General features: G+C 46.6%; 25 protein-coding genes and 1 pseudogene. 25 read left to right on the forward strand and 1 reads right to left on the reverse strand.

Going from position 1 to position 23116, the window contains the following annotated elements; translation table 11 throughout:
• The 25 genes and pseudogenes from D479_RS04200 to D479_RS04320 all read left to right on the forward strand — a co-directional run.
• A pseudogene (locus tag D479_RS04200) lies at nucleotides 1-473 on the forward strand (HPr kinase/phosphorylase); the annotation flags it as partial.
• A gap of 15 nt (nucleotides 474-488) precedes the next feature.
• Nucleotides 489-1325 carry a prolipoprotein diacylglyceryl transferase gene (gene lgt / locus D479_RS04205; protein ID WP_008634040.1) on the forward strand — a complete coding sequence of 279 codons (837 nt, stop codon included), beginning with the start codon at nucleotides 489-491 and terminating at the stop codon, nucleotides 1323-1325.
• 13 nt (nucleotides 1326-1338) lie between these two features.
• On the forward strand, nucleotides 1339-2295 hold the full coding sequence (locus D479_RS04210) for a nucleoside recognition domain-containing protein (protein WP_026578227.1): 957 nt from the start codon (nucleotides 1339-1341) through the stop codon (nucleotides 2293-2295).
• Nucleotides 2270-2908: a pyrophosphatase PpaX gene (ppaX, locus tag D479_RS04215; protein ID WP_008634045.1), complete on the forward strand. Its 639-nt coding sequence runs from the start codon at nucleotides 2270-2272 to the stop codon at nucleotides 2906-2908. The genes D479_RS04210 and ppaX overlap by 26 nt, the downstream gene beginning before the upstream one ends.
• A 4-nt stretch (nucleotides 2909-2912) precedes the next feature.
• Complete coding sequence (locus tag D479_RS04220) at nucleotides 2913-3443, forward strand: acyltransferase (protein WP_008634047.1); 531 nt, start codon at nucleotides 2913-2915, stop codon at nucleotides 3441-3443.
• A complete protein-coding gene (locus D479_RS04225) occupies nucleotides 3440-3985 on the forward strand; it encodes a glycerol-3-phosphate responsive antiterminator (RefSeq protein WP_008634049.1) in 546 nt (181 codons plus the stop codon). Before D479_RS04220 ends, D479_RS04225 begins: the two co-directional genes overlap by 4 nt.
• Nucleotides 3986-4108: 123 nt before the next feature.
• Nucleotides 4109-4912 carry an MIP/aquaporin family protein gene (locus tag D479_RS04230; RefSeq protein WP_026578229.1) on the forward strand — a complete coding sequence of 268 codons (804 nt, stop codon included), beginning with the start codon at nucleotides 4109-4111 and terminating at the stop codon, nucleotides 4910-4912.
• A 13-nt stretch (nucleotides 4913-4925) separates the two neighbouring features.
• Nucleotides 4926-6425, forward strand: a complete 1500-nt coding sequence (glpK, locus tag D479_RS04235) for a glycerol kinase GlpK (RefSeq protein ID WP_008634055.1) — start codon at nucleotides 4926-4928, stop codon at nucleotides 6423-6425.
• Nucleotides 6426-6670: 245 nt separating this feature from the next.
• Nucleotides 6671-8338, forward strand: coding sequence for a glycerol-3-phosphate dehydrogenase/oxidase (locus D479_RS04240; RefSeq protein ID WP_008634058.1), 1668 nt, complete (start codon nucleotides 6671-6673; stop codon nucleotides 8336-8338).
• A 121-nt stretch (nucleotides 8339-8459) separates the two neighbouring features.
• Nucleotides 8460-9281: a hypothetical protein gene (locus D479_RS04245; RefSeq protein WP_008634061.1), complete on the forward strand. Its 822-nt coding sequence runs from the start codon at nucleotides 8460-8462 to the stop codon at nucleotides 9279-9281.
• Nucleotides 9282-9552: 271 nt separating this feature from the next.
• Nucleotides 9553-10734, forward strand: coding sequence for an ATP phosphoribosyltransferase regulatory subunit (locus D479_RS04250; protein WP_008634063.1), 1182 nt, complete (start codon nucleotides 9553-9555; stop codon nucleotides 10732-10734).
• The gene (gene hisG / locus D479_RS04255) at nucleotides 10727-11365 is read left to right on the forward strand and encodes an ATP phosphoribosyltransferase (RefSeq protein ID WP_008634065.1); all 639 of its coding nucleotides are present in this window, start codon (nucleotides 10727-10729) and stop codon (nucleotides 11363-11365) included. The genes D479_RS04250 and hisG overlap by 8 nt, the downstream gene beginning before the upstream one ends.
• On the forward strand, nucleotides 11362-12636 hold the full coding sequence (hisD, locus tag D479_RS04260) for a histidinol dehydrogenase (RefSeq protein ID WP_008634067.1): 1275 nt from the start codon (nucleotides 11362-11364) through the stop codon (nucleotides 12634-12636). Before hisG ends, hisD begins: the two co-directional genes overlap by 4 nt.
• The gene (hisB, locus tag D479_RS04265; RefSeq protein WP_039870769.1) at nucleotides 12627-13220 is read left to right on the forward strand and encodes an imidazoleglycerol-phosphate dehydratase HisB; all 594 of its coding nucleotides are present in this window, start codon (nucleotides 12627-12629) and stop codon (nucleotides 13218-13220) included. Before hisD ends, hisB begins: the two co-directional genes overlap by 10 nt.
• A gap of 1 nt (nucleotide 13221) precedes the next feature.
• Nucleotides 13222-13860 (forward strand): imidazole glycerol phosphate synthase subunit HisH, encoded by a 639-nt coding sequence (gene hisH, locus D479_RS04270; protein ID WP_008634071.1) that lies wholly within the window; start codon nucleotides 13222-13224, stop codon nucleotides 13858-13860.
• Between the two features lie 2 nt (nucleotides 13861-13862).
• A complete protein-coding gene (gene hisA / locus D479_RS04275) occupies nucleotides 13863-14594 on the forward strand; it encodes a 1-(5-phosphoribosyl)-5-[(5-phosphoribosylamino)methylideneamino]imidazole-4-carboxamide isomerase (RefSeq protein ID WP_008634075.1) in 732 nt (243 codons plus the stop codon).
• Nucleotides 14594-15352, forward strand: coding sequence for an imidazole glycerol phosphate synthase subunit HisF (gene hisF, locus D479_RS04280; protein ID WP_008634077.1), 759 nt, complete (start codon nucleotides 14594-14596; stop codon nucleotides 15350-15352). The genes hisA and hisF overlap by 1 nt, the downstream gene beginning before the upstream one ends.
• On the forward strand, nucleotides 15349-15972 hold the full coding sequence (gene hisIE / locus D479_RS04285; protein WP_008634079.1) for a bifunctional phosphoribosyl-AMP cyclohydrolase/phosphoribosyl-ATP diphosphatase HisIE: 624 nt from the start codon (nucleotides 15349-15351) through the stop codon (nucleotides 15970-15972). The genes hisF and hisIE overlap by 4 nt, the downstream gene beginning before the upstream one ends.
• Before the next feature lie 89 nt (nucleotides 15973-16061).
• A complete protein-coding gene (locus tag D479_RS04290; RefSeq protein ID WP_008634081.1) occupies nucleotides 16062-17078 on the forward strand; it encodes a tetratricopeptide repeat protein in 1017 nt (338 codons plus the stop codon).
• 207 nt (nucleotides 17079-17285) lie between these two features.
• Nucleotides 17286-18236, forward strand: a complete 951-nt coding sequence (trxB, locus tag D479_RS04295; protein WP_008634082.1) for a thioredoxin-disulfide reductase — start codon at nucleotides 17286-17288, stop codon at nucleotides 18234-18236.
• Between the two features lie 229 nt (nucleotides 18237-18465).
• Nucleotides 18466-18981 carry an 8-oxo-dGTP diphosphatase gene (locus D479_RS04300; protein WP_008634085.1) on the forward strand — a complete coding sequence of 172 codons (516 nt, stop codon included), beginning with the start codon at nucleotides 18466-18468 and terminating at the stop codon, nucleotides 18979-18981.
• On the forward strand, nucleotides 18951-19835 hold the full coding sequence (gene rapZ, locus D479_RS04305; RefSeq protein ID WP_039870772.1) for an RNase adapter RapZ: 885 nt from the start codon (nucleotides 18951-18953) through the stop codon (nucleotides 19833-19835). The genes D479_RS04300 and rapZ overlap by 31 nt, the downstream gene beginning before the upstream one ends.
• 3 nt (nucleotides 19836-19838) lie before the next feature.
• Nucleotides 19839-20792, forward strand: a complete 954-nt coding sequence (locus D479_RS04310; RefSeq protein WP_008634090.1) for a YvcK family protein — start codon at nucleotides 19839-19841, stop codon at nucleotides 20790-20792.
• 32 nt (nucleotides 20793-20824) lie between these two features.
• Nucleotides 20825-21781 (forward strand): DNA-binding protein WhiA, encoded by a 957-nt coding sequence (gene whiA / locus D479_RS04315; protein WP_008634091.1) that lies wholly within the window; start codon nucleotides 20825-20827, stop codon nucleotides 21779-21781.
• Between the two features lie 130 nt (nucleotides 21782-21911).
• Nucleotides 21912-22163: an HPr family phosphocarrier protein gene (locus D479_RS04320; RefSeq protein WP_008634092.1), complete on the forward strand. Its 252-nt coding sequence runs from the start codon at nucleotides 21912-21914 to the stop codon at nucleotides 22161-22163.
• Between the two features lie 95 nt (nucleotides 22164-22258).
• Here D479_RS04320 and clpP read toward each other — a convergent pair whose 3' ends face one another.
• On the reverse strand, nucleotides 22259-22849 hold the full coding sequence (gene clpP, locus D479_RS04325; protein WP_008634093.1) for an ATP-dependent Clp endopeptidase proteolytic subunit ClpP: 591 nt from the start codon (nucleotides 22847-22849) through the stop codon (nucleotides 22259-22261).
• Nucleotides 22850-23116: the final 267 nt, after the last annotated feature.

The raw sequence follows: 23116 nt of genomic DNA on the forward strand, positions 1-23116 counted from the left end.
AAAGCGGCGTCGGTAAAAGTGAAACAGCGCTCGAACTTGTCAAGAGAGGGCACAGGCTCGTTGCGGACGATAGTGTAGAGATTCGTCAAGAAGACTACGATACATTGATCGGGAACAGTCCCCCTTTGATTGAACATCTATTGGAAATCCGTGGTCTCGGCATTATCAATGTGATGACATTGTTCGGTGCCGGTGCTGTCCGCAGTTTCAAGCGAATCACTCTTGTCATTGATCTGGAGCTTTGGGATAAGAATAAACAATACGACCGTCTCGGTCTCGAAGAAGAAACGATGAAGATCATGGATGTCGAAGTTCCGAAGGCGACCATTCCTGTACGACCGGGAAGAAACCTGGCTGTTATCATCGAAGTGGCAGCAATGAATTTCCGTTTGAAACGGATGGGCGTCAATGCAGCAGAAGAGTTCTCAGAACGTTTGACTAAAGTGATTGACCAAGATAAAGAGACGGAGTAAAGGAGGAAATACATCATGCAAGTTTGTACACCAGAACCGTTGAATCCGGTGTTCCTCCAGCTCGGTCCTCTCACCATCTACTGGTATGGGTTGATTATCGCCACCGGAGCCTTTCTTGGGCTGCTCATAGCAACAAGGGAGACGGAACGACTTGGTTTAAAGAAAGATTACATGGTGGATATCGTGGTTTATGCGATTCCGGCAGCTATTATCTGTGCCCGTGCCTACTACGTTCTGTTTGAATGGGATCGGTATGCGGGAGGGCCGTGGTGGAAAGTTTTCGCCGTATGGGAAGGCGGAATTGCTATACACGGCGGTTTGATCGGAGCTGTATTAACCGCCTATCTTTATACCCGTGCGAAGAAGCTGTCCTTTTGGCAGATGGCCGACATTGCCGCACCGAGCATCATTCTCGGACAGGCAATCGGACGCTGGGGTAATTTCATGAATCAGGAAGCGCACGGAGGCCCGGTCTCTGAATCGTTCTATAATAATTACATGCAGTATCTGCCCGACTTTATTAATCAACAGATGTGTATAGAAGGGACCGTCTATCATCCTACGTTCCTCTATGAATCGCTTTGGAGCATCATCGGATTCATCTTATTGCTGATTCTTCGTCACAAATTCGATCCTCGTCGAGGAGAAGTTTTCCTGAGCTATGTCATCTGGTATTCCGTCGGACGCTATTTTATCGAAGGAATGCGGACGGACAGCCTGTATCTATTTGCTGAAATCCGCACAGCTCAGTTCATTTCGATCGTGCTGATTGTCTTATCTGTCATTCTGATCATTTATCGCAGGAAGTCAGGAATGGCGGATAAATATTATAGTGGAAAAAAAGTAAAATAAAGGAGCATGTGCCATGATGGGTGTTGCGAAAAGAGGGGCTCGAAAAGGGATTGATTTGACATGGACGTTGGGGAAGGTCATCTTTCCTGTAACGTTGATTGTAACGATTCTTCAATACACCCCTGTTTTACCTTGGGTCATTGATCGGTTGGAACCGATGATGCGGTGGATTGGTCTATCTGGAGAAGCGGCGGTTCCACTTGTTTTAGGTAATGCATTGAACTTGTATGCGGGAATAGCCGCAATCTTGTCATTTGAATTCACGGTCAAAGAAGTATTCATCATGGCAATCATGCTGTCCTTCTCGCACAACCTATTAATTGAATCGACGGTTGCCAAGAAAGTTGGAGTCAGCTGGTGGATCGTTATCTGCGTCCGCGTGGGTTTGGCACTTCTTGCTGCGGTGACGGTCAACCTCGTCTGGAACGGCGGCAGTGAAATCGCCCAATACGGCCTCGCTCCTGAGCAGGCAGCTGATCCGGAAGGCTGGTCAGCAATTATCTTTCACGGAGTTCAGACGGCCTTCATGGGGATCGTCCAACTGGCATTGATTGTTATTCCGCTCATGATTGTCATGCAGTACTTAAGGGAACGAGGGTGGCTCGATCGCTTCTCGGGCTGGATTGCGCCTGCGACCCGCTTCCTCGGTATGGAGAGAAACACGTCTATGACGCTTGTTGCCGGGTTAACGATCGGTCTCGCGTATGGGGCCGGGTTGATGATTCAGGCGGTCAAAGAAGACGGCGTTTCAAAGAAAGATATGACACTCGCAGTGATCTTTCTTGTCTCCTGTCACGCAGTGGTCGAAGATACGCTTGTCTTTATCCCGCTCGGAATACCGGTATGGCCTCTGCTTGTTATCCGGTTGCTCACGGCTGTTATTTTGACTGCGGTCATCGGTTTTGTTTGGAACAGACTACACCAAGATAGGAAGGATTCTACTAATGAGCATACGTACCATTCTCTTTGACTTGGACGGAACGCTGATCGACACGAACGAACTGATCATCGCTTCCTTTACACACACCATTGAGCAATTTGCAGATCGTCCTTACAGCAGGGAGGAAATCCTTGATTTTATCGGTCCGCCTCTTATAGAAAGTCTGAGGAAAGTTAACCCTGATAAAGTACAGGAAATGATTGAAGTTTATCGGGAACACAATGTGGAAAATCATGACAAGTATGTGAAAGCATATGAAGGAGTGGTGGAGACGATTCAGACATTGAAGGAAGAGGGATACCACCTCGGAATCGTCACTACGAAAATGCGTCACACCGTCCAGATGGGGCTGGAAATGACCGGTCTTGCCGGTATGTTCGAAACGATCATCACCCTGGATGATGTCACGAATGCGAAGCCGCATCCGGAACCAATTGTCAAAGCACTCGATCATTTAGGTTCCAAAGCATCGGAAGCATTGATGGTCGGAGACAACACGCATGATATTGAAGCAGGACAGAACGCCGGCACAAAGACCGCAGGCGTGGCGTGGACAATAAAGGGAAGACGCGTTTTGGATGAGTTAAATCCGGATTACATGCTGTCCAACATGCGCGACCTGCTTTCCATTACAAGGGGTTGAAGGAATGAGGAAGACGGATCGTTATCCGGTGGAAGGCGGCAACTCACTTTGGCACATCTACAAGACCGTTCCGTTCACTAAAGTGGTAAAAAATTTTGTCATTATTCAGGTGGCAAGATACACGCCGTTTCTCGGGTTGAAAAATTGGCTTTATCGAACCTTTTTAAGGATGGAAGTCGGAGGGCAGACGGCATTTGCGCTCATGGTCATGGTGGATATTATGTTTCCGGAGAAGATCCGTGTCGGACGGAATTCGGTTATCGGCTACAATACGACGATTCTTGCTCATGAATATTTAATCGATGAATATCGTTTGGGGATAATTGACATTGGAGATGAAGTCTTGATCGGTGCAAACACGACGATTCTTCCTGGTGTCACAATTGGAGACAGAGCTGTTGTATCGGCAGGGACGCTTGTGCATAAAGACGTTCCTGCCGGAGCCTTTGTCGGTGGTAACCCGATGCAGATCATCTATACGAAAGACCAAATGGAAGAGAGGAACAACATGCAGGGAAAAGAGGAGACGTTATGAGCTTCAGCCAGCCGGTACTGCCCGCTGTTAAGAAAATAAAGGAATTTGAAACGCTTTTGGAAAGTAACACGGATTACATTATTCTTCTGGAGAGCCGGCTCGGACTATTGCGGAAGCTCGTGAAGGTGGGGCAGAAAGCAGGTAAGAAAGTATTGGTCCATGTCGATTTGATTCAAGGTTTGAAGGCCGATGATTACGGCATGGAATACATTGGTCAGGAAGTAAAACCGGATGGTGTGATCAGTACAAGAGCCCATGTCATCCATCAGGCTAAGAAGTATGGCATTCTCTCCGTCCAACGTTTATTTCTGATAGACAGTCAGGCGATAGAACACAACGTGAAGATCATCCAGAAGACATCCCCGGACTATGTGGAAGTTTTACCGGGTATTTTGCCGGGTATGATAAAAGAGATTAAGGATCGTATAGGAGTTCCGGTGATTGCGGGTGGTTTGATACGCACAGATGAAGAGGTTGAGAAAGCGCTTGCGTCCGGAGCTTCAGCTGTTTCCACCTCACGTTCAGAATTATGGAAGTTTTAGCATCACGAATACATACCACCTTTCGTGAGGGGACAGACGGATCCACACAATCATTAGCGTGACTAATATTGTGTGGTTTTTTTGTTCGATCTGTTCAATAGGAGAAAGGGGATGTCGTTGCATATGACGGAATTCGTCGGGGAACTGATCGGGACGATGATCTTGATTATTTTTGGTGCCGGTGTCATCGCAGGTGCTAACTTAAAAGCAACAAAGGCCGATGGGAATTGGGTGTTGATCACCATCGCGTGGGGGCTTGCGGTAGCTTTAGGTGTCTATGCTGTAGGAAGGATCACCGATGCTCATATTAATCCAGCGGTGACGCTCGGATTCGCTATTGTCGGAGATTTCCCATGGTCAAAGGTGCCACAGTATATCACCGCTCAAATGATTGGTGCCTTCATTGGTGCTGCAATTGTATATTTTCATTACCTGCCCCATTTCAAAGATACAGAGGACCAGCTTGCTATAAAGTCTATTTTCTGTACGGATCCCGCGATTCGGAGCCCAATCTCCAACCTTGTCAGTGAAATGATTGGAACATTCGTATTGGTGATGGGATTGTTATTCATAGGTGCCAATGATTTCACGGATGGTCTGAATCCGCTTATTGTCGGATTATTGATTGTAGCGATCGGGATGTCGCTCGGTTCTACAACGGGATATGCCATTAACCCCGCCCGTGATCTTGGACCGCGGATCGCTCATGCGGTTCTTCCAATTCCGGGTAAAGGCGGGTCGGACTGGGGGTATGCCTGGATACCAGTGCTTGGTCCTGCCATCGGCGGTATGTATGGAGGATTGTTTTATAAAGCCATTTTTGAGGGCGAACCAACGATCGTTTTCTGGGTCGGGACAATCCTTGTCGGTGCCATCCTGCTCTCATCCATGAGGGTGGAATTAAGAAAAGCGGCTCAAGTCAATTAAAGGAGTGATGAAGATGGAAAAATATATTTTATCGATCGATCAGGGGACGACCAGTTCACGAGCAATTTTATTCAATAAAGAAGGCGAAATCGTGGAGACCGGTCAAAAGGAGTTTGAACAATATTTTCCTAAGCCGGGCTGGGTGGAGCATGATGCCAATGAAATCTGGACATCTGTGCTTGCGTGTATTGCAGATGTACTTAGAAAATCGGATGTCGAAGCGGATCAAGTAGCCGGCATCGGTATAACAAATCAGAGGGAAACAACCGTTGTGTGGGACAAGAATACAGGGAAGCCGGTCCATAAGGCAATTGTATGGCAGAGCAGACAAACGCAGCCGATCTGCAATGAGTTAAAAGAGCAGGGACATGAACCGACGTTCCGTGAAAAGACGGGGCTGCTGCTCGATCCCTATTTTGCCGGTACGAAGGTCAAATGGATTCTCGACAATGTAGAAGGAGCACGTGAAAAAGCGGATCAAGGAGAGTTGATGTTTGGAACGATTGACACGTGGCTTATCTATAAGTTGTCCGGGAAGGCGGCTCATGTAACGGATTATTCCAATGCTTCCCGGACATTGATGTACAATATTTTCGATTTGAAGTGGGATGATGAACTCCTTGAAATTCTTGGTGTTCCGTCCAGTATGCTTCCGGAAGTAAAAGAATCATCAGAAGTCTATGCAGAAACGGTGGATTATCACTTCTTCGGAAAAAATATTCCCATTGCCGGCATAGCAGGCGATCAGCAGGCAGCTTTGTTCGGGCAGGCTTGTTTTGAGAAAGGCATGGCTAAGAATACCTATGGTACTGGTGGATTCATGTTGATGAATACCGGAGAAGAGGCGGTTAAGTCCAATAACGGCCTGCTGACCACAATTGCCTGGGGGTTGGATGGAAAAGTGGAATATGCACTGGAAGGGAGCATTTTCGTCTCCGGTTCTGCTATTCAGTGGCTCAGGGACGGACTGGAGATGATCGAATCATCTCCTGCCAGTGAAGAAATTGCCGGCAGTGTCAACTCAACGGAAGGTGTGTATGTCGTACCTGCCTTTGTAGGATTGGGAACGCCGTATTGGGATAGTGAAGCACGAGGAGCTGTGTTCGGACTGACGCGCGGAACAACGAAAGCCCATTTTGTACGTGCAACTCTCGATTCTCTTGCGTATCAGACGAAAGACGTCGTTGATGCAATGGTGGAGGATTCCGGAATTGAGTTGAAAAAGCTGCGTGTTGATGGAGGAGCGGTCAAAAACAACTTATTGATGCAGTTCCAAAGTGATCTTCTGAATGTTACGGTGGAGCGTCCGAGAATTAATGAAACGACGGCTCTTGGTGCTGCCTATTTGGCGGGACTTGCGGTAGGATTCTGGGAAGACCGTAAAGATATAGATTCCCAATGGGAAATGGAGCGGGAGTTCGACCCTGCCATGAAGGAAGAGAAGAGGAAAAAACTTTATCAAGGCTGGCAGAAGGCTGTGGAGGCGACAAGGGTGTTTAAACAGGAAGAGTAAAGCCTTTGACACACGTATGAGCGTAGGATATAATATACCCATAAGTTAATCAAATTGGTCGGAGATACGGAGAGACCACGAAACTTTATGTTTATACATAAAGGTGTTCGTGGTCTCTTTTTTTGTATTCTCCTACGGAAGAGACGGCCGCTCGATGAGCAATCGGACACATATTTGGGCCCGTTTTAGGGAATACCCCTATCAGACCGATTAAATTGAACATCAATGGAAGAAGGAGAGATCGTATGCAATCACTTTCTAGTTATGAAAGACAGGATCAATTAAATCGTTTGGCACAGGAAGAGTGGGATGTTCTAGTAATTGGTGGAGGTATCACCGGTTCCGGAATCGCTTTAGATGCGGCAAGCCGGGGAATGAAAACAGCTGTCGTAGAAATGCAGGACTATGCAGCAGGTACATCCAGCCGTTCGACAAAGCTCGTTCACGGAGGGTTGCGTTATTTGAAGCAATTTGAAGTGAAGATGGTCGCTGAAGTAGGGAAAGAAAGGGAGATCGTCTATGAGAACGGTCCACATGTAACGACTCCTGAATGGATGCTGCTGCCGTTCCATGAAGGCGGTAACTTCGGTCCGTTCTCCACGAACATCGGTCTGCGGGTATATGACTACCTGGCAGGTGTTAAAAAATCAGAACGCCGTACCATGATGAGTGCGGAAGAAGCGCTTAAACGTGAGCCTTTGATTAAGAGTGAGGGGCTGAAAGGTGCCGGCTATTATGTAGAATATAAAACAGACGATGCCCGTTTGACTCTGGAAGTCATGAAGAAAGCAGTTGAACACGGCGCCTTGTCTTCGAACTATACGAAAGTTGTTGATTTCATTTATGATGACGGCGGCAAGCTTGCCGGTGCTAAAGTCGAAGATACAGTAACGAATGAACAGTACCACGTGAAAGCGAAGAAAATTATTAATGCAGGTGGTCCGTGGGTAGACGAATTACGTGAAATTGATGGTTCCAAAAAAGGGAAGACCCTTCATTTGACGAAAGGTGTCCACCTTGTGTTTGACCAAGCCAAGTTCCCATTGAAACAAGCGATTTATTTTGATACTCCGGACGGCCGCATGGTCTTTGCCATTCCTCGTGATGGAAAGACCTATGTGGGTACAACAGATACGACGTATGACGAAGATATTGCGCATCCGACTATGACTGAAGATGACCGCGACTATATCTTGAATTCTATTCATATGATGTTCCCGTCTGTAGAAATTAACGCCAATGACGTGGAATCCAGCTGGGCCGGTCTTCGTCCACTTATTCATGAAGAAGGAAAAGATCCGTCTGAAATCTCCCGTAAGGATGAAATTTTCGTTTCGGATTCCGGGCTTATTTCCATGGCCGGAGGTAAACTTACCGGTTATCGTAAAATGGCACAGACAGCCGTTGATCTTGTTCGTGATCAATTGACGGAAGAGTACGGCATTCGTTACTCTGATTCAGAAACGAAACATATGCCTATTTCCGGTGGGGAAGTCGGCGGATCCAAAGGCTTTAAGAAATTCAAAGAAGAACGGATGAAAATTGGAGATTCCATCGGCCTGGACGCTAAAGTAGCGGATAAATTGATCCGCCTGTATGGTGCTAATGTCGATAAGGTTTTCCAAAACCTTAAGAATCGCAGGCAGGAAGCGGAACAAGCCGGCGTGGATCCTGTTGTATTCGCTCAGCTTACGTACGGATTGGAGAATGAACTGGTTATGAAGCCGGTCGATTTCTTTGTCCGCCGTACAGGTGCCCTGTTCTTTGATATCAACTGGGTACATGAGCACAAGGATTCCGTTATTGAATACTTGACGACTGCACTTGGGTATTCCGAACAGCAGAAACAAGAGTACACGAAAGAACTGAACCTTCTGCTTGAAGAAGCAGTTAAACCGGTGGAGTTTGTATAAAGACGTTCTAAAGAAGCCTCTCCAAATTAGGAGAGGCTTTTTTGTTAACAACAGTCAGTTTTCAGCGAAGTGGAACCTTTCTCTAAGTCAAACCGTAGAAACAGTTAGAGGAGGGATACATATGACGAGTGTAGAGGAACTTATTAAAAAGGATGCGAAACGCCAACTGCTGGCAGGGACGGTGCTGTCCATATTAGCGGTTCTTTTCCTTGTTGAACTATTTTGGTACCGGTCTGTCTCTATTGCATTCATGGGTTTATACTCATTCGCTTTCACGCTGGGCGGAATCGGCCTTTTGCGAACTGGTTTTGTTGATTGGAAGAAAGCAAAGAAAACGGATATGCATGTCAAGGCTGACGAAACGTCCTTGACCATTGAGAGGGTCCCAGGCAGGATGTATGTCGGTCAGAAAACATTAGATTCCGCCCATGCGGTGCTGGTGGATATGGATGGAGCCGTATATGCAGAAGCAGAGGAAAGGAAACTGGGGAAGTATCCGCTTTGGAGAAAGCTTTCTGTATTGCTTTCTGTGTCTGACATTCGTTCCTTTGAATGTGAAGTGACGGACAGAGAAGGAAACCTCTTGTACACGATGGAGAAAAAAGGAGGATTTGCTTGGCGAGGGTACGTTCAGAACCATGCGGGTGAGTACGTCGCTTATACCAAAGAAACAAAAGACCGGGAATCCGGGAAACGTACGATTGTCTATGTCGGGACGGATAATAAGCGCTGGACTGCAGAAGGGGATGCCTTTATCGGTCATTTTCTTGTTAAAGATCAAGCTGGTAAGGAATGGGCAATGATCAAGCGTGGTGCGATCCCTTCGGAAGCGGCGGACCGGTTTGAGAAGATGCCCGGCTGTTTGATTGAGTGGAAAGAGAGGGGGAAGATTCCAGCCTCTTTAATTGCTTTCTTATTTTTAATGAATACAAGGGAAAGATAAAAGAGCCTTTCTTAATGGAGGGGCTCTTTTTCTGTGCTTCGAGAAAAGGTTAACAGAAGGCAATAAATATAATCCATTTTTAGCAATAAACGAGAAAAGCGTCTATTTCAAGCATATTTTTATGATAAGATGTCGTATTTACAGAAATATTTCGACATTTTCTGCTATCATTGATGAATAAAAGCAAAAAAAGGAAAAGATGTTTGACGCACTATCTTTATTTTGTTAGCATGTTAGCAGACTAAAGGATTTGGGGAAAGGATGAGTTCCGTTGGTTAAACGTCTAATGTTTGAAAAACCTTTAGGGATGCGAGACACGCTGCCCTTCTTTCATAATCAAAAAACGAATGCACGTAAAAAATTAGCCGATACAATCTTATCTTATGGCTATTCTTTTATGGATACGCCGATCATGGAATATCACGAAACAGTTGGAAAAGTGAGTGCTACGCTTGATACACAATTGTTCAAGCTTCTCGATCAGCAGGGACACACGTTGGTGCTGCGCCCGGATATGACCGCACCAATTGCAAGAGTGGCTGCATCCCAGCTTAAAAACTCAGAGTTCCCTCTCAGGCTTGCTTATGATGGACCGGTGTTCCGTGCGCAACAGACGGAAGGCGGGAAGCCTGCCCAGTTCGAGCAGGTAGGCACGGAGCTGATTGGTGATCATTCGTCATATGCCGATGCGGAAGTAATCGCACTACTCGTCGAATCTTTGAAACGGACGGGGCTGCAGGACTTTGTCGTTACAGTCGGGCATATCGGCTATGTGAAGGCATTTTTCCAGGACCTCCTCGGAGAAGAGCAGGAAACAATGGAAAAGCTCTTGAATTACTTATACCGTAAGAATTATGTGGGATATAGAGAAGCGGTCAAGGAACTTACGATCAGCGGGGATAAGCAGGATGCTTTGCTCCAGCTTTTAAACTTGAAGGGCGGAGAAGAAATATTCGATGCAAGCCGGTCCCTTGCCCGTAATCAATCATGTATGCAGGCGGTAAATGAATTGAAGCAGTTATTCCGACTGCTCAAACAATATGGCGTCGAACGCTACATTCATTTCGACCTGAATTTGATCAGCCATATGGACTACTACACAGGAATTCTATTCGAAGGGTATGCACCACACATAGGTGCGCTGCTCTGCAACGGCGGCCGATACGATACACTGCTTCCTTCTTTCCAGCTGAATGCATCAGCTACAGGCTTTGCCATTCACCTGGAACGTCTAGTGGAAGCATTGGACGAGAGGGAAGGAAGCGACGAACGGGTAGGAATCATTGTCGATGATGACAGCTTTCAGAAGGGTCTTTCTCTAGCTTCTGACTATCGGGAGACGGGGAGAAAAGTATTGCTTCAGCATATGGATCAAATCCCGGATATTCAAGCATTTCGTAAGGAGTTAGCAGAAACGGTGGATGTAACGAAAGGTGGTAGCGGGAATGAGTAAACCATTGACGATTGCCATGCCGAAAGGACGTATTTATGAAGAAGCAGCGGAACTAATGAAGCGGGCAGGTTATGAACTGGGCGCCGATCTTGATGAATCAAGAAAATTGATTTTGGAGTTTCCTGATGAGAATATCCGAGTGATGATGGCAAAACCGATGGATGTCGTGACTTATGTCGAGTACGGGGCAGCAGATATCGGCATCGCCGGCAAGGACGTCCTACTTGAACAGGACCGGGATGTATATGAAGTTCTCGATTTGAAAATCAGCCCTTGTTACCTTGCTGTTGCTGGTCTTCCTGATCAGCCGCTCAGCAGAATTGCTCCAAAGATTGCGACTAAGTATCCCAAAGTCGCTTCCGACTATTTCCGTGAACAGGGAGAACAGATAGAAATCATTCCGCTTAATGGTTCCATCGAACTGGCACCGCTGATCGGTCTCGCTGATCGAATTGTCGATATTGTATCGACAGGTCGTACGCTTAAGGAGAACGGTCTGATCGAATATGAAAAAATCACAGAAATTACGTCCCGTTTAATTGTGAACCCGGTCAGCTACCGACTGAAAAGTGAGGAAATCGAACAGATGGTTACCAATTTGAGTCTGGTCATGGAAGGAGAAAAGGCATGAAGATAGTAAAGAAGAGTGACCGGATCTCCTTGAAGCGAAGTGTTGATCAAGGAACAGAAGAGCAGCGGAAGACGGTGCAGTCTATCATCCAGGATGTTAAAGTCATGGGGGACCAGGCACTTATAGACTACACACAAAAGTTTGACGGTATTATGCTGAATTCCATCCAAGTGTCGGAAGCAGAATTCGAGGAGGCTTACGAATCGCTAGAGGGCGGGTATGTAGAAATCTTGGAAGAGGCAGCGGCAAATATTCGCCGATTCCATGAAAAGCAGCTCCCGAATTCATGGTTTGACACCACGCAGGACGGTTCGATTCTCGGCCAGAAGATTACAGCAATCGCAGCAGCAGGTGTGTATGTGCCGGGAGGGACAGCTGCCTATCCATCTTCTGTTTTTATGAATGTCATTCCCGCGCAGGTAGCCGGAGTGGAACGTATTGTCATGGTCACTCCTCCTGGAAGTGATGGCAAAGTGCCGGCGGGTGTCCTGGTCGCGGCGCGTATTCTGGGCGTGGATAATGTGTTCAAAGTGGGCGGTGCCCAGGCGATTGCGGCATTGGCATATGGAACAGAAAGTTTAGCTCCTGTTGATAAAATAACCGGTCCCGGCAATATATACGTGGCTCTTGCGAAACGGGAAGTTTTCGGGGATGTGGATATCGATATGATAGCTGGTCCCAGTGAGATCGCCATCCTCGCTGACGACACAGCGTTTCCGGGTGAAGTGGCGGCCGACCTCCTTTCCCAGGCGGAACATGATGCGCGATCTTCAAGCGTGCTTGTAACAACAAGTGCAGCGCTCGCAGAAGCTGTAAAGGAAGAAGTGCGGACGCAGGTTAAAGTGCTGCCAAGGTCAGATATTGCCAGAAAGAGTGTAGAAGACTACGGAATGATCATCATTTGTGATACATGGCAGGAGGCCGTGGATACGGTGAATGAAATAGCACCGGAACACCTGGAAGTTCTAACAGAGGATCCGTTCCGCGACCTTGCTCTGATCAAAAACGCCGGAGCCGTCTTTTTAGGTCCTTACAGCTCGGAACCTGTCGGGGATTATTTTGCTGGACCCAACCACGTGCTTCCGACGAACGGTACAGCCCGGTTCTCCAGCCCTTTGACGGTCGACGATTTTCTAAAGAAATCCAGTGTTATATCCTACAGCGAGGCAGCCTTGAAAAGAAATGCAGATAAAATTGCCCGCTTTGCGCGTCTTGAAGGTCTCGAAGGTCACGCCAGAGCAGTAGAAATCAGGAAGGAGCGATGGAATTGACGAGAAGTGCAGCAATTGAACGTACGACAAGAGAAACAGATATCCGACTGGAATTCAATGTAGACGGGCAGGGGAAAGCGGATTTGGATGTGCAGGTGCCCTTTCTGTCACACATGCTGGAGCTGTTTACGAAGCATGGACTGTTCGATTTAAAGGTGGATGGTAAAGGGGACATCGAAGTGGATGATCACCACTTGACCGAAGACATAGGCATCTGCCTTGGACAGGCACTGAGGAAGGCTGTCGGGGATAAGTACGGGATGAAGCGCTACGGGTCTATGACGCTCCCTATGGATGAAACGCTTGTAACGGTGGCTGTTGATTTGAGTGATCGACCGCACTTGGAATGGAGAGCAGAACTTCCCAAAGATAAGGTAGGTACATTTGATACGGAGAACGTCCATGAGTTCTTCTGGAAGCTTGCAGTCGAAGCGCGGATGAACCTACATATTGTTCTACACCACGGCATAAACACCCATCACATTATCGAAGCTATGTTCAAAGCGCTTGGGCGAGCCTTAGATGAAGCAACGACCATTGATCCGCGTGTGAAGGGTGTGCCGAGTACGAAAGGAAGTTTGTGAAATGATCGGAATAATTGATTATGGAATGGGCAATTTATTCAGTGTTTCCAAGGCGCTGGAGCGAATCGGTGTCGACTATTGTATCGGAGACCGTCCCGAACTGCTGGAAGGTTGCGACGGCTACATACTGCCGGGTGTGGGAGCCTTCCCAGATGCGATGAAAGCTCTCGATCTTCATGGGTTCATCCCATTCATCAAAGCGGAGGTATCGAGAGGTGTTCCGTTGTACGGGATCTGTCTTGGTATGCAGCTGCTATTCGAATCCAGTGAAGAGGGCGGATGGACGGAGGGTTTAGGCCTCTTTCCAGGAACCATCACCCGTTTTCCAGGTGTAGATGAAGAAGGTAAGTCTTATAAGGTTCCTCATATGGGATGGAACGAGCTTGATATTCACAAGCCGGGCGAGCCTCTCCTTGCCAATGTGAAAGCGGAACATGTCTACTTTGTCCATTCTTATGTGGCCAGGACTGAAGCCAGGGAAATTCTTTATGCGACTTCCGACTATCATGTCGAAGTTCCTGCGATCATCGGTAAAGAAAATCTCGTTGCAAGTCAATTCCATCCGGAAAAGAGTGGGCGGGCAGGGATGCAGCTGCTCGAGAATTTTTGCAAAGTAATGTGTAAACAGGGAGTGGTATAATCATGACTTTCACTATATACCCGGCCATCGATATGCGTGGCGGCAAGTGTGTTCGTTTAGAACAGGGGGACTTCGCAAAAGAGACGATTTATGGCGAGAACCCTTTTGAAGTAGCAAAAGAGTTCGCGGAAGCCGGTGCATCATGGATCCATATGGTGGACCTTGACGGTGCCAAAGCGGGTTCAAGAAAGAACGCGGAATATGTTATTCGTACAGCTGAAGAGCTCGATTGTCGTGTCCAGATCGGCGGGGGCATCCGTACGGAAGATGATGTACGCTACTACTTGGATAAAGGAGTTGACCGTGTCATTATCGGTTCACTTGCCGTCAGCGACACAGAAGCCACGAAGCAACTGTTGAAGAAATACGGCGGAAGGATTGCCATCGGTCTTGATGCAAGGAATGGCTTCGTTTCTACAGCCGGATGGCTGGAGCAATCCAAGGTTCGTGCGGTGGATTTAGGTAAAGAGCTGGCCGAAGCAGGAGCGGAAACGTTTATTTATACGGACATTGCTAAAGATGGAATGCTTTCCGGACCAAATACGGAAGAAATAGCCCGGCTTGCCGTAGAGACCGGTGTTAATGTCATTGCTTCCGGTGGAATTAAAGGACTGGATGATTTAACAGAACTGAAAGAATACAGCGATAAGCACGTAGTCGGTTCTATAATCGGTAAAGCGCTATACACGAATCAATTCACTTTGCGTGAAGCATTAGAAGTGGAGGAGGACTGATGTTATCGAAACGGATCATTCCATGTTTGGATGTAAAAGAGGGACGGGTTGTCAAAGGTATCCAATTTGTCGACATCCGTGATGCCGGTGATCCTGTGGAACTGGCGAAGGTGTATGATGAACAAGGAGCGGACGAACTGGTCTTCCTTGACATTTCCGCAACCCATGAAGGGAAGAAAACGATGATTGACGTCGTAAGGGCTGTCGCTTCCGAGCTTGCGATACCGTTCACTGTAGGTGGCGGCATTCGCACCCTTGAAGATATGAAGGAGACGCTTCGGAACGGCGCAGACAAGGTGTCCCTTAATTCCGCAGCAGTATTACGGCCGGATTTAATACGAGAAGGTTCAGATTTTTTCGGCAGTCAATGCATCGTGCTTGCCATTGATGCAAGGTATGACGAAGAAGCGGGAGACTGGAGGGTTTACACGCACGGCGGGAGGACACCGACAGACTGGCTTGTGACCGAATGGGCGGAAGAAGGAGTTCGACTGGGTGCCGGTGAAATCCTCCTTACTTCCATGAATAAAGATGGCGAAAAAACCGGATTTGACCTTCCGCTATTGAAAGCTGTTCAGCAAGTCGTCTCCGTTCCTGTTATTGCTTCCGGAGGAGCGGGGCACGCCGAACATTTTCATGAAGTATTCACGGAGGTCGATGCAGACGCTGCCCTGGCAGCTTCGATCTTCCATTATAAAGAAACATCCGTAGCAAATGTGAAAACCTATTTGAAGGAAAAAGGAGTGCCGGTGCGATGAATATGAGCGATGTGAAGTACGATGAAAAGGGCTTGGTCCCTGCGATTGTCCAGGATGCAAGATCTAAAACTGTATTGACACTTGCTTACATGAGTGAAGAATCTTTGAAAGAAACCCTTCGTAAAGAAGAAACGGTGTTTTACAGTCGCTCCAGAGAAGAACTTTGGTACAAGGGTCAGACTTCCGGGAATACGCAGCGTGTAACAAGTATCCACTATGACTGTGATCAGGATGCCTTGCTCGTACAGGTTATCCCGGCTGGTCCTGCCTGTCATAAAGGGGACTACAGCTGTTTTTCAGAGGAGCTGACAAACACAGGCGTAGAGCCTAAAGAAGAGCGGTATCAGATTCTTGATACACTGCAGACGATTCTTGCAGAACGGAAAGCATCACTCCCTGAGGATTCTTATACAGGGCAGCTGTTTGCAGAAGGCATCGACAGAATCGCTAAGAAAATAGGAGAAGAAGCCGGGGAAGTGATTATCGCAGCGAAGAACGACGATCCGAAAGAACTGGCTATGGAATCGGCCGATCTTCTGTTCCACTTGATGATGGTTCTGACGGATTGTGGTGTTCCTCTTGATGAAGTGCTGAAAGTGTTGGAGCAGAGACACTCCTGATTTTGTTACCTTTTTCTCCTATTTCTATATCGACATTTATGTTATACTGCATAACTAGTGAGATTGGAAACGGAAATAGGGGGACAGTCATGACGACATCACTAAAAGAAACAGCGGCACAAAAGGATACGAATATTATCCCATTTCTTCCATCAGGGTCGTTTTATTTCACCCATGGGATTCAGGCTTTCAAAAAGCGTCGTTTCAGTGCTGCTGTGAAGTGGCTGAAAAAAGCGATGGAAGCTTCTCCCGATGAACCGCTCTATCAGTGCCAACTTTCTGTCGTGTACACGGAAGTTGGTTCTTATCATGCTGCCAATCAGGTATTGACGGAAGTGTTGGCGCAGTTCGGCAAAGAATATGTCGATTGCTATTATTTGATGGCGAACAATTATGCACATCTTGGTCTTTTAAGTGACGCGAAGAAGTATGTAGAAACCTATTTGGAACAGGCAGAGGACGGAGAGTTCGAGGACGCTGCCTTACAGCTTCGGGACATGTTGGATAACTTAGAAGAAGAGGACGAAGAAGATGATTGGGCATTTGAAGATGAAGATGAACTTCTTATCTATCAGGAGACAGCTTTTTATCACCTAGAGCACGAAGAGTGGCCTCAGGCATTGAGTGTTCTGGAGGAAATGATGGAATCATTTCCGGAATTTTCGCTTGCGAAGCATAAATATGCCTATGCATTATTTATGAACGGCGATCAGGAGGCGGCTTTGGAATTTGAACGTTCGATATTGGAAGAAGATCATTCTAACATCCAAAGTTATGTGAATCTGGCCGTCTTTTTATTAAAACAGGGAAAGACGGAGGAAGCGATGAATTATGTCCGTCTGCTGCGTAATGTTTATCCGATGCATGAGCAACAGAAGGTGGCAATTGCCGAAATTCTTACAAGGGCGGGCCACTATCAGGAAGCCGTGGATCGGTTCCGTCTATTGAAGGATAGACAAGTGACTCGACGGAGAGGCTATTATAAATGGTACAGCATTGCTGTATATCATACAGGCAACCCTTCCAAGGCCCTTCAGCTTTGGGAAAAAGGCTGCAAACAGTTTCCTAAGATGGCGGATGAAGGCGGACCGTGGGAAGAGGTATAATAAATATCCTGCGGCTTCCCTTCCTGCATACACGGACATAAGCTGAGCGCTTCTGTGAAGTCCAGTCCTTCACTGCGGCGCTTGTCTTATGTCGATGCGGTTTTGCAGTCCGCTTATTTAAGCACATTGATGGACGGGTTGCACTTGATTTATTATGATTAAGACATCAGACAACAGTGTCTATGCTAACGAAGGAGTGGATAATCAATGACGGAAGAACGTATTTATGATGTAATCATTGCAGGAGCCGGTCCTGCTGGAATGACTGCTGCCGTATACGCTTCCCGTGCCAACCTGGATACGCTTATGATTGAACGCGGCGTACCCGGCGGTCAGATGGCAAACACGGAAGATGTAGAGAACTATCCTGGATATGAAAGCATTCTTGGTCCGGACCTTTCCAATAAAATGTTCGAGCACGCGAAGAAATTCGGTGCGGAGTATGCGTACGGAGATATTAAAGAAGTTATAGACGGCAAGGAATATAAAACGGTCCGTGCCGGTAATAAGGAGTATAAAGCCCGTGCTGTCATCGTGACGACCGGCGCCCAGTATAAAGAACTAGGTGTACCGGGTGAAAAAGAGCTCGGAGGTCGTGGTGTGTCCTATTGCGCGGTGTGTGACGGAGCTTTCTTCCGTGATAAAGAACTCGTCGTTGTAGGAGGCGGAGATTCCGCTGTAGAAGAAGGGGTATATCTCACTCGCTTTGCCAGCAAAGTTACGATTATACACCGTCGCGATGAGCTTCGTGCACAGAAAATCCTTCAAGACCGTGCATTTGATAACGATAAGATCGAATTCATCTGGGATACGGTTGTTAAATCCATCAATGATAAAGACGGGAAAGTGGGAAGTGTCACACTTCACAACAATAAAACAGGCGAAACGCAGGAATTTGATACGAACGGTGCATTCATTTATATTGGAATGAATCCTCTGAGTAAGCCTTTTGAAAGCCTTGGGATTACGAATGAACAAGGTTATATTGAAACAGACGAAAACATGGAAACGAAAGTTCCTGGTATTTTTGCAGCCGGGGATATTCGTGAGAAAGAGCTGCGGCAAATCGTCACTGCGACTGGTGACGGCAGTATCGCCGCTCAATCTGCGCAGCACTACATCGAGAACCTTTTAGAAGAATTGAAAGTGGTCAATTAACACAGCTTTTTAACGCATGTGTAACACGTGTGAAACATTCACTTGTTATGATGAAATCAAGCAATTGACCCCCCTTTAATAGATTTTTCCATCAGGCACAGGTGCATGTCATCTGTGCCTTTTTTGCGCTTTGGACCAGGCGTATCAATCCAATCATTGTGGGCGTCTGTGTATTCATTGTATAATGGGGGAAGATGCCTTTTCAGAAAGAAACAGAGGTGACTGGAGAATGCAACGTGTAGCAAACTGTGTATTACATGTGAATGATTATGTACTGTTATTGAAAAAGCCGCGCCGAGGATGGTATGTAGCACCGGGCGGGAAAATGGAAGCAGGCGAAAACATCAAAGATTCAGCTGTCCGTGAATTTTGGGAAGAGACGGGATTGACCGTCACAGATCCTGAAATGCGCGGTTCTTTCACGTTCGTCATGCGTGAAGAAGGAACGACCGTTCAGGAATGGATGATGTTCACTTTTTACAGCACTTCCTATACAGGAGAACTCCTCGAAATCAGCGAAGAAGGTGAACTGGAGTGGGTACACGTAGACGACGTGCTTCAAAAGCCGATGGCTGAAGGAGACCGGGAAATTTTCCGCCATCTTCTCAACAGTAAGGAACAAGTATATGGAACATTTGTATATACGACGGACTTCCAGTTGCTTGATAAGGAACTGGACCGTCTCAGCCTGAAAAATGAGGAGCGATGCAAACGATGCATATGGATACAGATGAAACGCAGTTAGTCATTATCACAGGAATGTCAGGTGCAGGAAAAACCGTGGCTGTTCAAAGTTTTGAAGATCTCGGTTTTTTTTGTGTCGATAATTTACCACCCGCTCTCCTTCCAAAGTTCCTGGAACTGATGAAAGATTCGAGCAATAATATACAAAACGTGGCTCTTGTCATGGATCTGCGTGGAAGAGAATTCTTTGATTCCTTATTTGACTCGCTGGACCGGCTGGGTAAAGAAGAGTGGTTGCAGGAGCATATTCTATTTCTCGACGCAGAGGATCAATCACTTGTGTCCCGCTATAAAGAAACAAGGCGTTCTCATCCACTTGCGAAAGACGGGCTTCCCCTTGAAGGGATAAGGAAAGAACGTAAGATGTTGGATGAGCTTCGGGGAAGATCACAGAAAATTATTGACACCACCACATTAAAGCCTAAAGAATTACGTGAACAAATCATAGAGAACTATCGTCAGAGAGAACAGCAGGTCTTTTCTGTCCAGATGGTGTCGTTCGGTTTTAAGTACGGGGTGCCTATTGATGCAGATCTAATGTTTGACGTTCGTTTCCTCCCAAACCCCCATTACGTGGAACACATGCGTCCTCTAACCGGATTGAATACAGAGGTGTCTTCGTATGTTTTTAAATGGTCGGACACTCAGAAATTCCTTGAGAAATTGAAGGATCTTCTCCAATTCATGCTTCCCCAGTATAAAAGGGAAGGAAAGAGCCAGCTCGTAGTTGCGATCGGTTGTACAGGCGGTCAGCACCGCTCTGTCGCATTGGCTGAGCATTTGTGCGAATATTTCTCCTCAGACTTTGTCACCCACGTGACTCATCGAGACATTGAGAAGGGAAAGGGTCGGTAAGGGATGGATAAGAAGACGAAACCACGCGTCGTCGTCGTAGGAGGCGGGACTGGAATGCCGGTCTTGTTACGCGGTTTGAAGTATCTCCCCATTGATTTATCCGCAATTGTTACCGTAGCAGACGACGGAGGCAGCTCGGGTCGTCTGCGGACGGAAATGGCAATCCCGGCTCCTGGTGATATTCGAAACGTGGTAGCTGCGTTGTCGGATGCAGAACCAATGCTTCTGGAATTGTTTCAGCACAGATTCTCAAATGGGAACGGCTTATCCGGTCACTCTATGGGAAACCTTTTACTGGCTGCGATGGCATCGATGACCGGGGACTTCTATCAGGGTATTAAAGAAATCTCCCGGGTGCTGAACGTGCGCGGAAACATATACCCGATCGCCAATCATTCGATGAGCCTGCATGCAGAAATGGAAGACGGAACCATTGTTACAGGTGAATCGCTCATTCCTAAGCAGAATAAAAGGATCAAGAAGGTGTTTGTAAGCCCTACACCGGTGCAGCCACTTCCGGAAGCGGTCGAAGCAATCAATGCTGCAGACTTGATTGTCATCTCTCCGGGGAGCCTGTATACCAGTATCCTTCCAAATATCATCATCCCGGAAATTGGAGAGGCATTAAGGGAAACGAAAGCAAAAGTGACGTATATCTGCAATGTGATGACCCAGGAAGGGGAAACTTCCGGTTATACGGCAGCAGATCACATCCAGGCACTGTTCGATCATATCGGTGAAGGTGTACTCCAGTCGGTCATTGTCCATAATCAGCCGATTGATCGAGGTGTCAGGAAGGCATACGCCGAGGAAAATGCAGAACCGGTAGTTTATGACATCGATCGGATCAAATCGATGGGAATAGAAGTAATAGAAGAAGACATCATAGACAGGAGCAAGCCAATGCTTCGTCATGATACAGAGAAAATTGCCCGTTTACTGCAATCCATGCTTTAAACGGTAACTTCTCGACAAAGGGGGTGGACATCATGTCATTTGCATCAGAAATTAAGAAAGAATTGACCAATGTAGAGTCGGACACACATTGCATGGAATCAGAATTGGCGGCTTTAGTGAGAATGAACGGGACGTTTTCCTTCTCAAATCGAGAATATATCCTCGATGTCCAAACGGAAAATGCGGCTATTGCGAGGAGAATCTATACGCTCATCAAGAAGCTCTATCCCTACCCGGTAGAACTGCTTGTTAGGAAAAAAATGCGTTTGAAAAAGAATAATGTCTATATTGTCAGGCTGACGGAGAATGCGAAAATCGTTCTGGAGGACTTGGAAATATTAAAGGGGCCGCTGTCGATAAATCCTGAGATTCCCGAGAAGTATTTGCAAGAAACCTGCTGTAAACGTGCATACTTAAGAGGCGCATTTCTTGCAGGGGGATCTGTTAACAATCCAGAGACATCTTCCTATCACTTAGAGATTTACTCATCCGATGAGGAACACAACGAAGCGTTGTGTACGTTGATGAACAGTTTCGGTCTTCATGCACGCACTCTGAGCAGAAAAAAGGGCTATATCACGTATTTGAAAGAAGCAGATAAAATTACAGAATTGATTAGTAACATCGGAGCACACCAGGCTTTATTCAAATTCGAAGACGTACGTATTGTACGCGATATGCGAAACTCGGTGAACCGTCTCGTCAACTGCGAAACGGCGAATTTGAATAAAACGATCGGTGCAGCGTTCCGTCAGGTAGAGAACATCAAGTTCATAAAACGTACGGTTGGTTTAGAAGCTCTTCCGGATAAACTCCAGGAGATAGCTATGCTTCGGCTTCAATATCAGGAAGTTTCCTTGAAAGAACTGGGCGAGTATGTCTCAGGCGGTGCCATCAGTAAATCAGGAATCAATCATCGTTTACGGAAAATAGACGAGTTTGCTGAAAAGGTACGCAGAGGAGAAGTTGCAGAAAACTCAAGAAACTGATGTAAGCTCAACAAATCCGTGCTATAATATTAGGTAATCCAACGCTTTCATAATTTTGGAAAGCGTTCTTTTTTACACCGGACTGAATCCGCTTACAACGGAGCGGTATTTATAGAGAGGAGCGTGAGTGATGATTGAGAAACAAGTGAAAATTGAATTGGACACAGGGCTTCAGGCAAGACCGGCCGCGCAGTTTGTCCAGGAAGCCAACAAGTTTTCTGCTGATGTGTTTATAGAAAAGGCGGAGAAGCGTGTAAATGCGAAAAGCATTATGGGATTAATGAGTCTTGCTGTCGGAACAGACGAGGAAATCAAATTGATTGCTGACGGTACAGATGAACAGGAAGCGATAGAGCGTCTGACAGCATTCGTGAAGAATTGACGACATTCTTGTGAAAGAATGAGCGCAAAGCAGGTATCGATTTCAAAAAAATAAAAAATCCTCTTCGGCTGACCGCCGGAGAGGATTTTTTGGAGTTATTTGTCTGTAACTTTTGTCATAACCTTATCAATCAAACCATACTCTACCGCTTCATGTGCGGACATAAAGTTGTCGCGGTCTGTGTCGCGCTCGATTACTTCAATCGGCTGACCTGTACGCTCGGAAAGGATTTGGTTTAATTTTTCACGCATTTTAATAATTCGTTTCGCGTGAATCTCGATGTCCGTCGCTTGTCCTTGCGTACCTCCAAGCGGCTGGTGGATCATTACTTCACTGTTAGGAAGTGCGTAACGTTTGCCGGGTTCTCCTGCATTAAGGAGGAACGCACCCATAGACGCTGCCATACCTGTACAGATGGTGGATACATCAGGCTTGATGAACTGCATCGTATCATAGATGGCCATACCTGCGGTAATAGATCCACCCGGAGAGTTAATGTATAGAGAGATATCTTTCTCCGGATCATCAGCGGCAAGGAATAGCAGCTGGGAAACGACAGAGTTCGCGATATTATCATCGATCGGGCTGCCGAGCATGATGATACGGTCTTTAAGTAAGCGGGAGTAAATGTCGTAAGCACGCTCTCCACGGTTTGTCTGTTCAATAACTGTTGGGACTAGATTCATTTCAAATTCCTCCTTATCATCAAGTCAATATGATGGAATACATTAATCATACAATTAAGGTCAATGAAGGTCAAACAAAAACGATCGACCTTTTTCTCGATTTTCCTTCTACCATCATACCCTTAAATTTCCTTACTAAACGTCGCACGTCGTAATTGAATAATTTTTCTGCCTTTCCTCTTTATTTCCCTCCTTGATAAATAAGATTTCAGGAATGTAGTGGAAAAGGTTGCGTTTTTTTAAGAATAACCTTATAATAGATTTTGC

Source organism: Halobacillus sp. BAB-2008 (genome assembly GCF_000328325.1).
Taxonomy (GTDB): domain Bacteria; phylum Bacillota; class Bacilli; order Bacillales; family Halobacillaceae; genus Halobacillus.

Bases quoted from the DNA above. Each gene is read 5' to 3' on its own strand.
- lgt (WP_008634040.1), top strand. From the start codon at position 489: ATGCAAGTTTGTACACCAGAACCGTTGAATCCGGTGTTCCTCCAGCTC.
- D479_RS04210 (WP_026578227.1), top strand. From the start codon at position 1,339: ATGATGGGTGTTGCGAAAAGAGGGGCTCGAAAAGGGATTGATTTGACA.
- ppaX (WP_008634045.1), top strand. From the start codon at position 2,270: ATGAGCATACGTACCATTCTCTTTGACTTGGACGGAACGCTGATCGAC.
- D479_RS04220 (WP_008634047.1), top strand. From the start codon at position 2,913: ATGAGGAAGACGGATCGTTATCCGGTGGAAGGCGGCAACTCACTTTGG.
- D479_RS04225 (WP_008634049.1), top strand. From the start codon at position 3,440: ATGAGCTTCAGCCAGCCGGTACTGCCCGCTGTTAAGAAAATAAAGGAA.
- D479_RS04230 (WP_026578229.1), top strand. From the start codon at position 4,109: ATGACGGAATTCGTCGGGGAACTGATCGGGACGATGATCTTGATTATT.
- glpK (WP_008634055.1), top strand. From the start codon at position 4,926: ATGGAAAAATATATTTTATCGATCGATCAGGGGACGACCAGTTCACGA.
- D479_RS04240 (WP_008634058.1), top strand. From the start codon at position 6,671: ATGCAATCACTTTCTAGTTATGAAAGACAGGATCAATTAAATCGTTTG.
- D479_RS04245 (WP_008634061.1), top strand. From the start codon at position 8,460: ATGACGAGTGTAGAGGAACTTATTAAAAAGGATGCGAAACGCCAACTG.
- hisG (WP_008634065.1), top strand. From the start codon at position 10,727: ATGAGTAAACCATTGACGATTGCCATGCCGAAAGGACGTATTTATGAA.
- hisD (WP_008634067.1), top strand. From the start codon at position 11,362: ATGAAGATAGTAAAGAAGAGTGACCGGATCTCCTTGAAGCGAAGTGTT.
- hisB (WP_039870769.1), top strand. From the start codon at position 12,627: ATGGAATTGACGAGAAGTGCAGCAATTGAACGTACGACAAGAGAAACA.
- hisH (WP_008634071.1), top strand. From the start codon at position 13,222: ATGATCGGAATAATTGATTATGGAATGGGCAATTTATTCAGTGTTTCC.
- hisA (WP_008634075.1), top strand. From the start codon at position 13,863: ATGACTTTCACTATATACCCGGCCATCGATATGCGTGGCGGCAAGTGT.
- hisF (WP_008634077.1), top strand. From the start codon at position 14,594: ATGTTATCGAAACGGATCATTCCATGTTTGGATGTAAAAGAGGGACGG.
- hisIE (WP_008634079.1), top strand. From the start codon at position 15,349: ATGAATATGAGCGATGTGAAGTACGATGAAAAGGGCTTGGTCCCTGCG.
- D479_RS04290 (WP_008634081.1), top strand. From the start codon at position 16,062: ATGACGACATCACTAAAAGAAACAGCGGCACAAAAGGATACGAATATT.
- trxB (WP_008634082.1), top strand. From the start codon at position 17,286: ATGACGGAAGAACGTATTTATGATGTAATCATTGCAGGAGCCGGTCCT.
- D479_RS04300 (WP_008634085.1), top strand. From the start codon at position 18,466: ATGCAACGTGTAGCAAACTGTGTATTACATGTGAATGATTATGTACTG.
- rapZ (WP_039870772.1), top strand. From the start codon at position 18,951: ATGCATATGGATACAGATGAAACGCAGTTAGTCATTATCACAGGAATG.
- D479_RS04310 (WP_008634090.1), top strand. From the start codon at position 19,839: ATGGATAAGAAGACGAAACCACGCGTCGTCGTCGTAGGAGGCGGGACT.
- whiA (WP_008634091.1), top strand. From the start codon at position 20,825: ATGTCATTTGCATCAGAAATTAAGAAAGAATTGACCAATGTAGAGTCG.
- D479_RS04320 (WP_008634092.1), top strand. From the start codon at position 21,912: ATGATTGAGAAACAAGTGAAAATTGAATTGGACACAGGGCTTCAGGCA.
- clpP (WP_008634093.1), bottom strand. From the start codon at position 22,849: ATGAATCTAGTCCCAACAGTTATTGAACAGACAAACCGTGGAGAGCGT.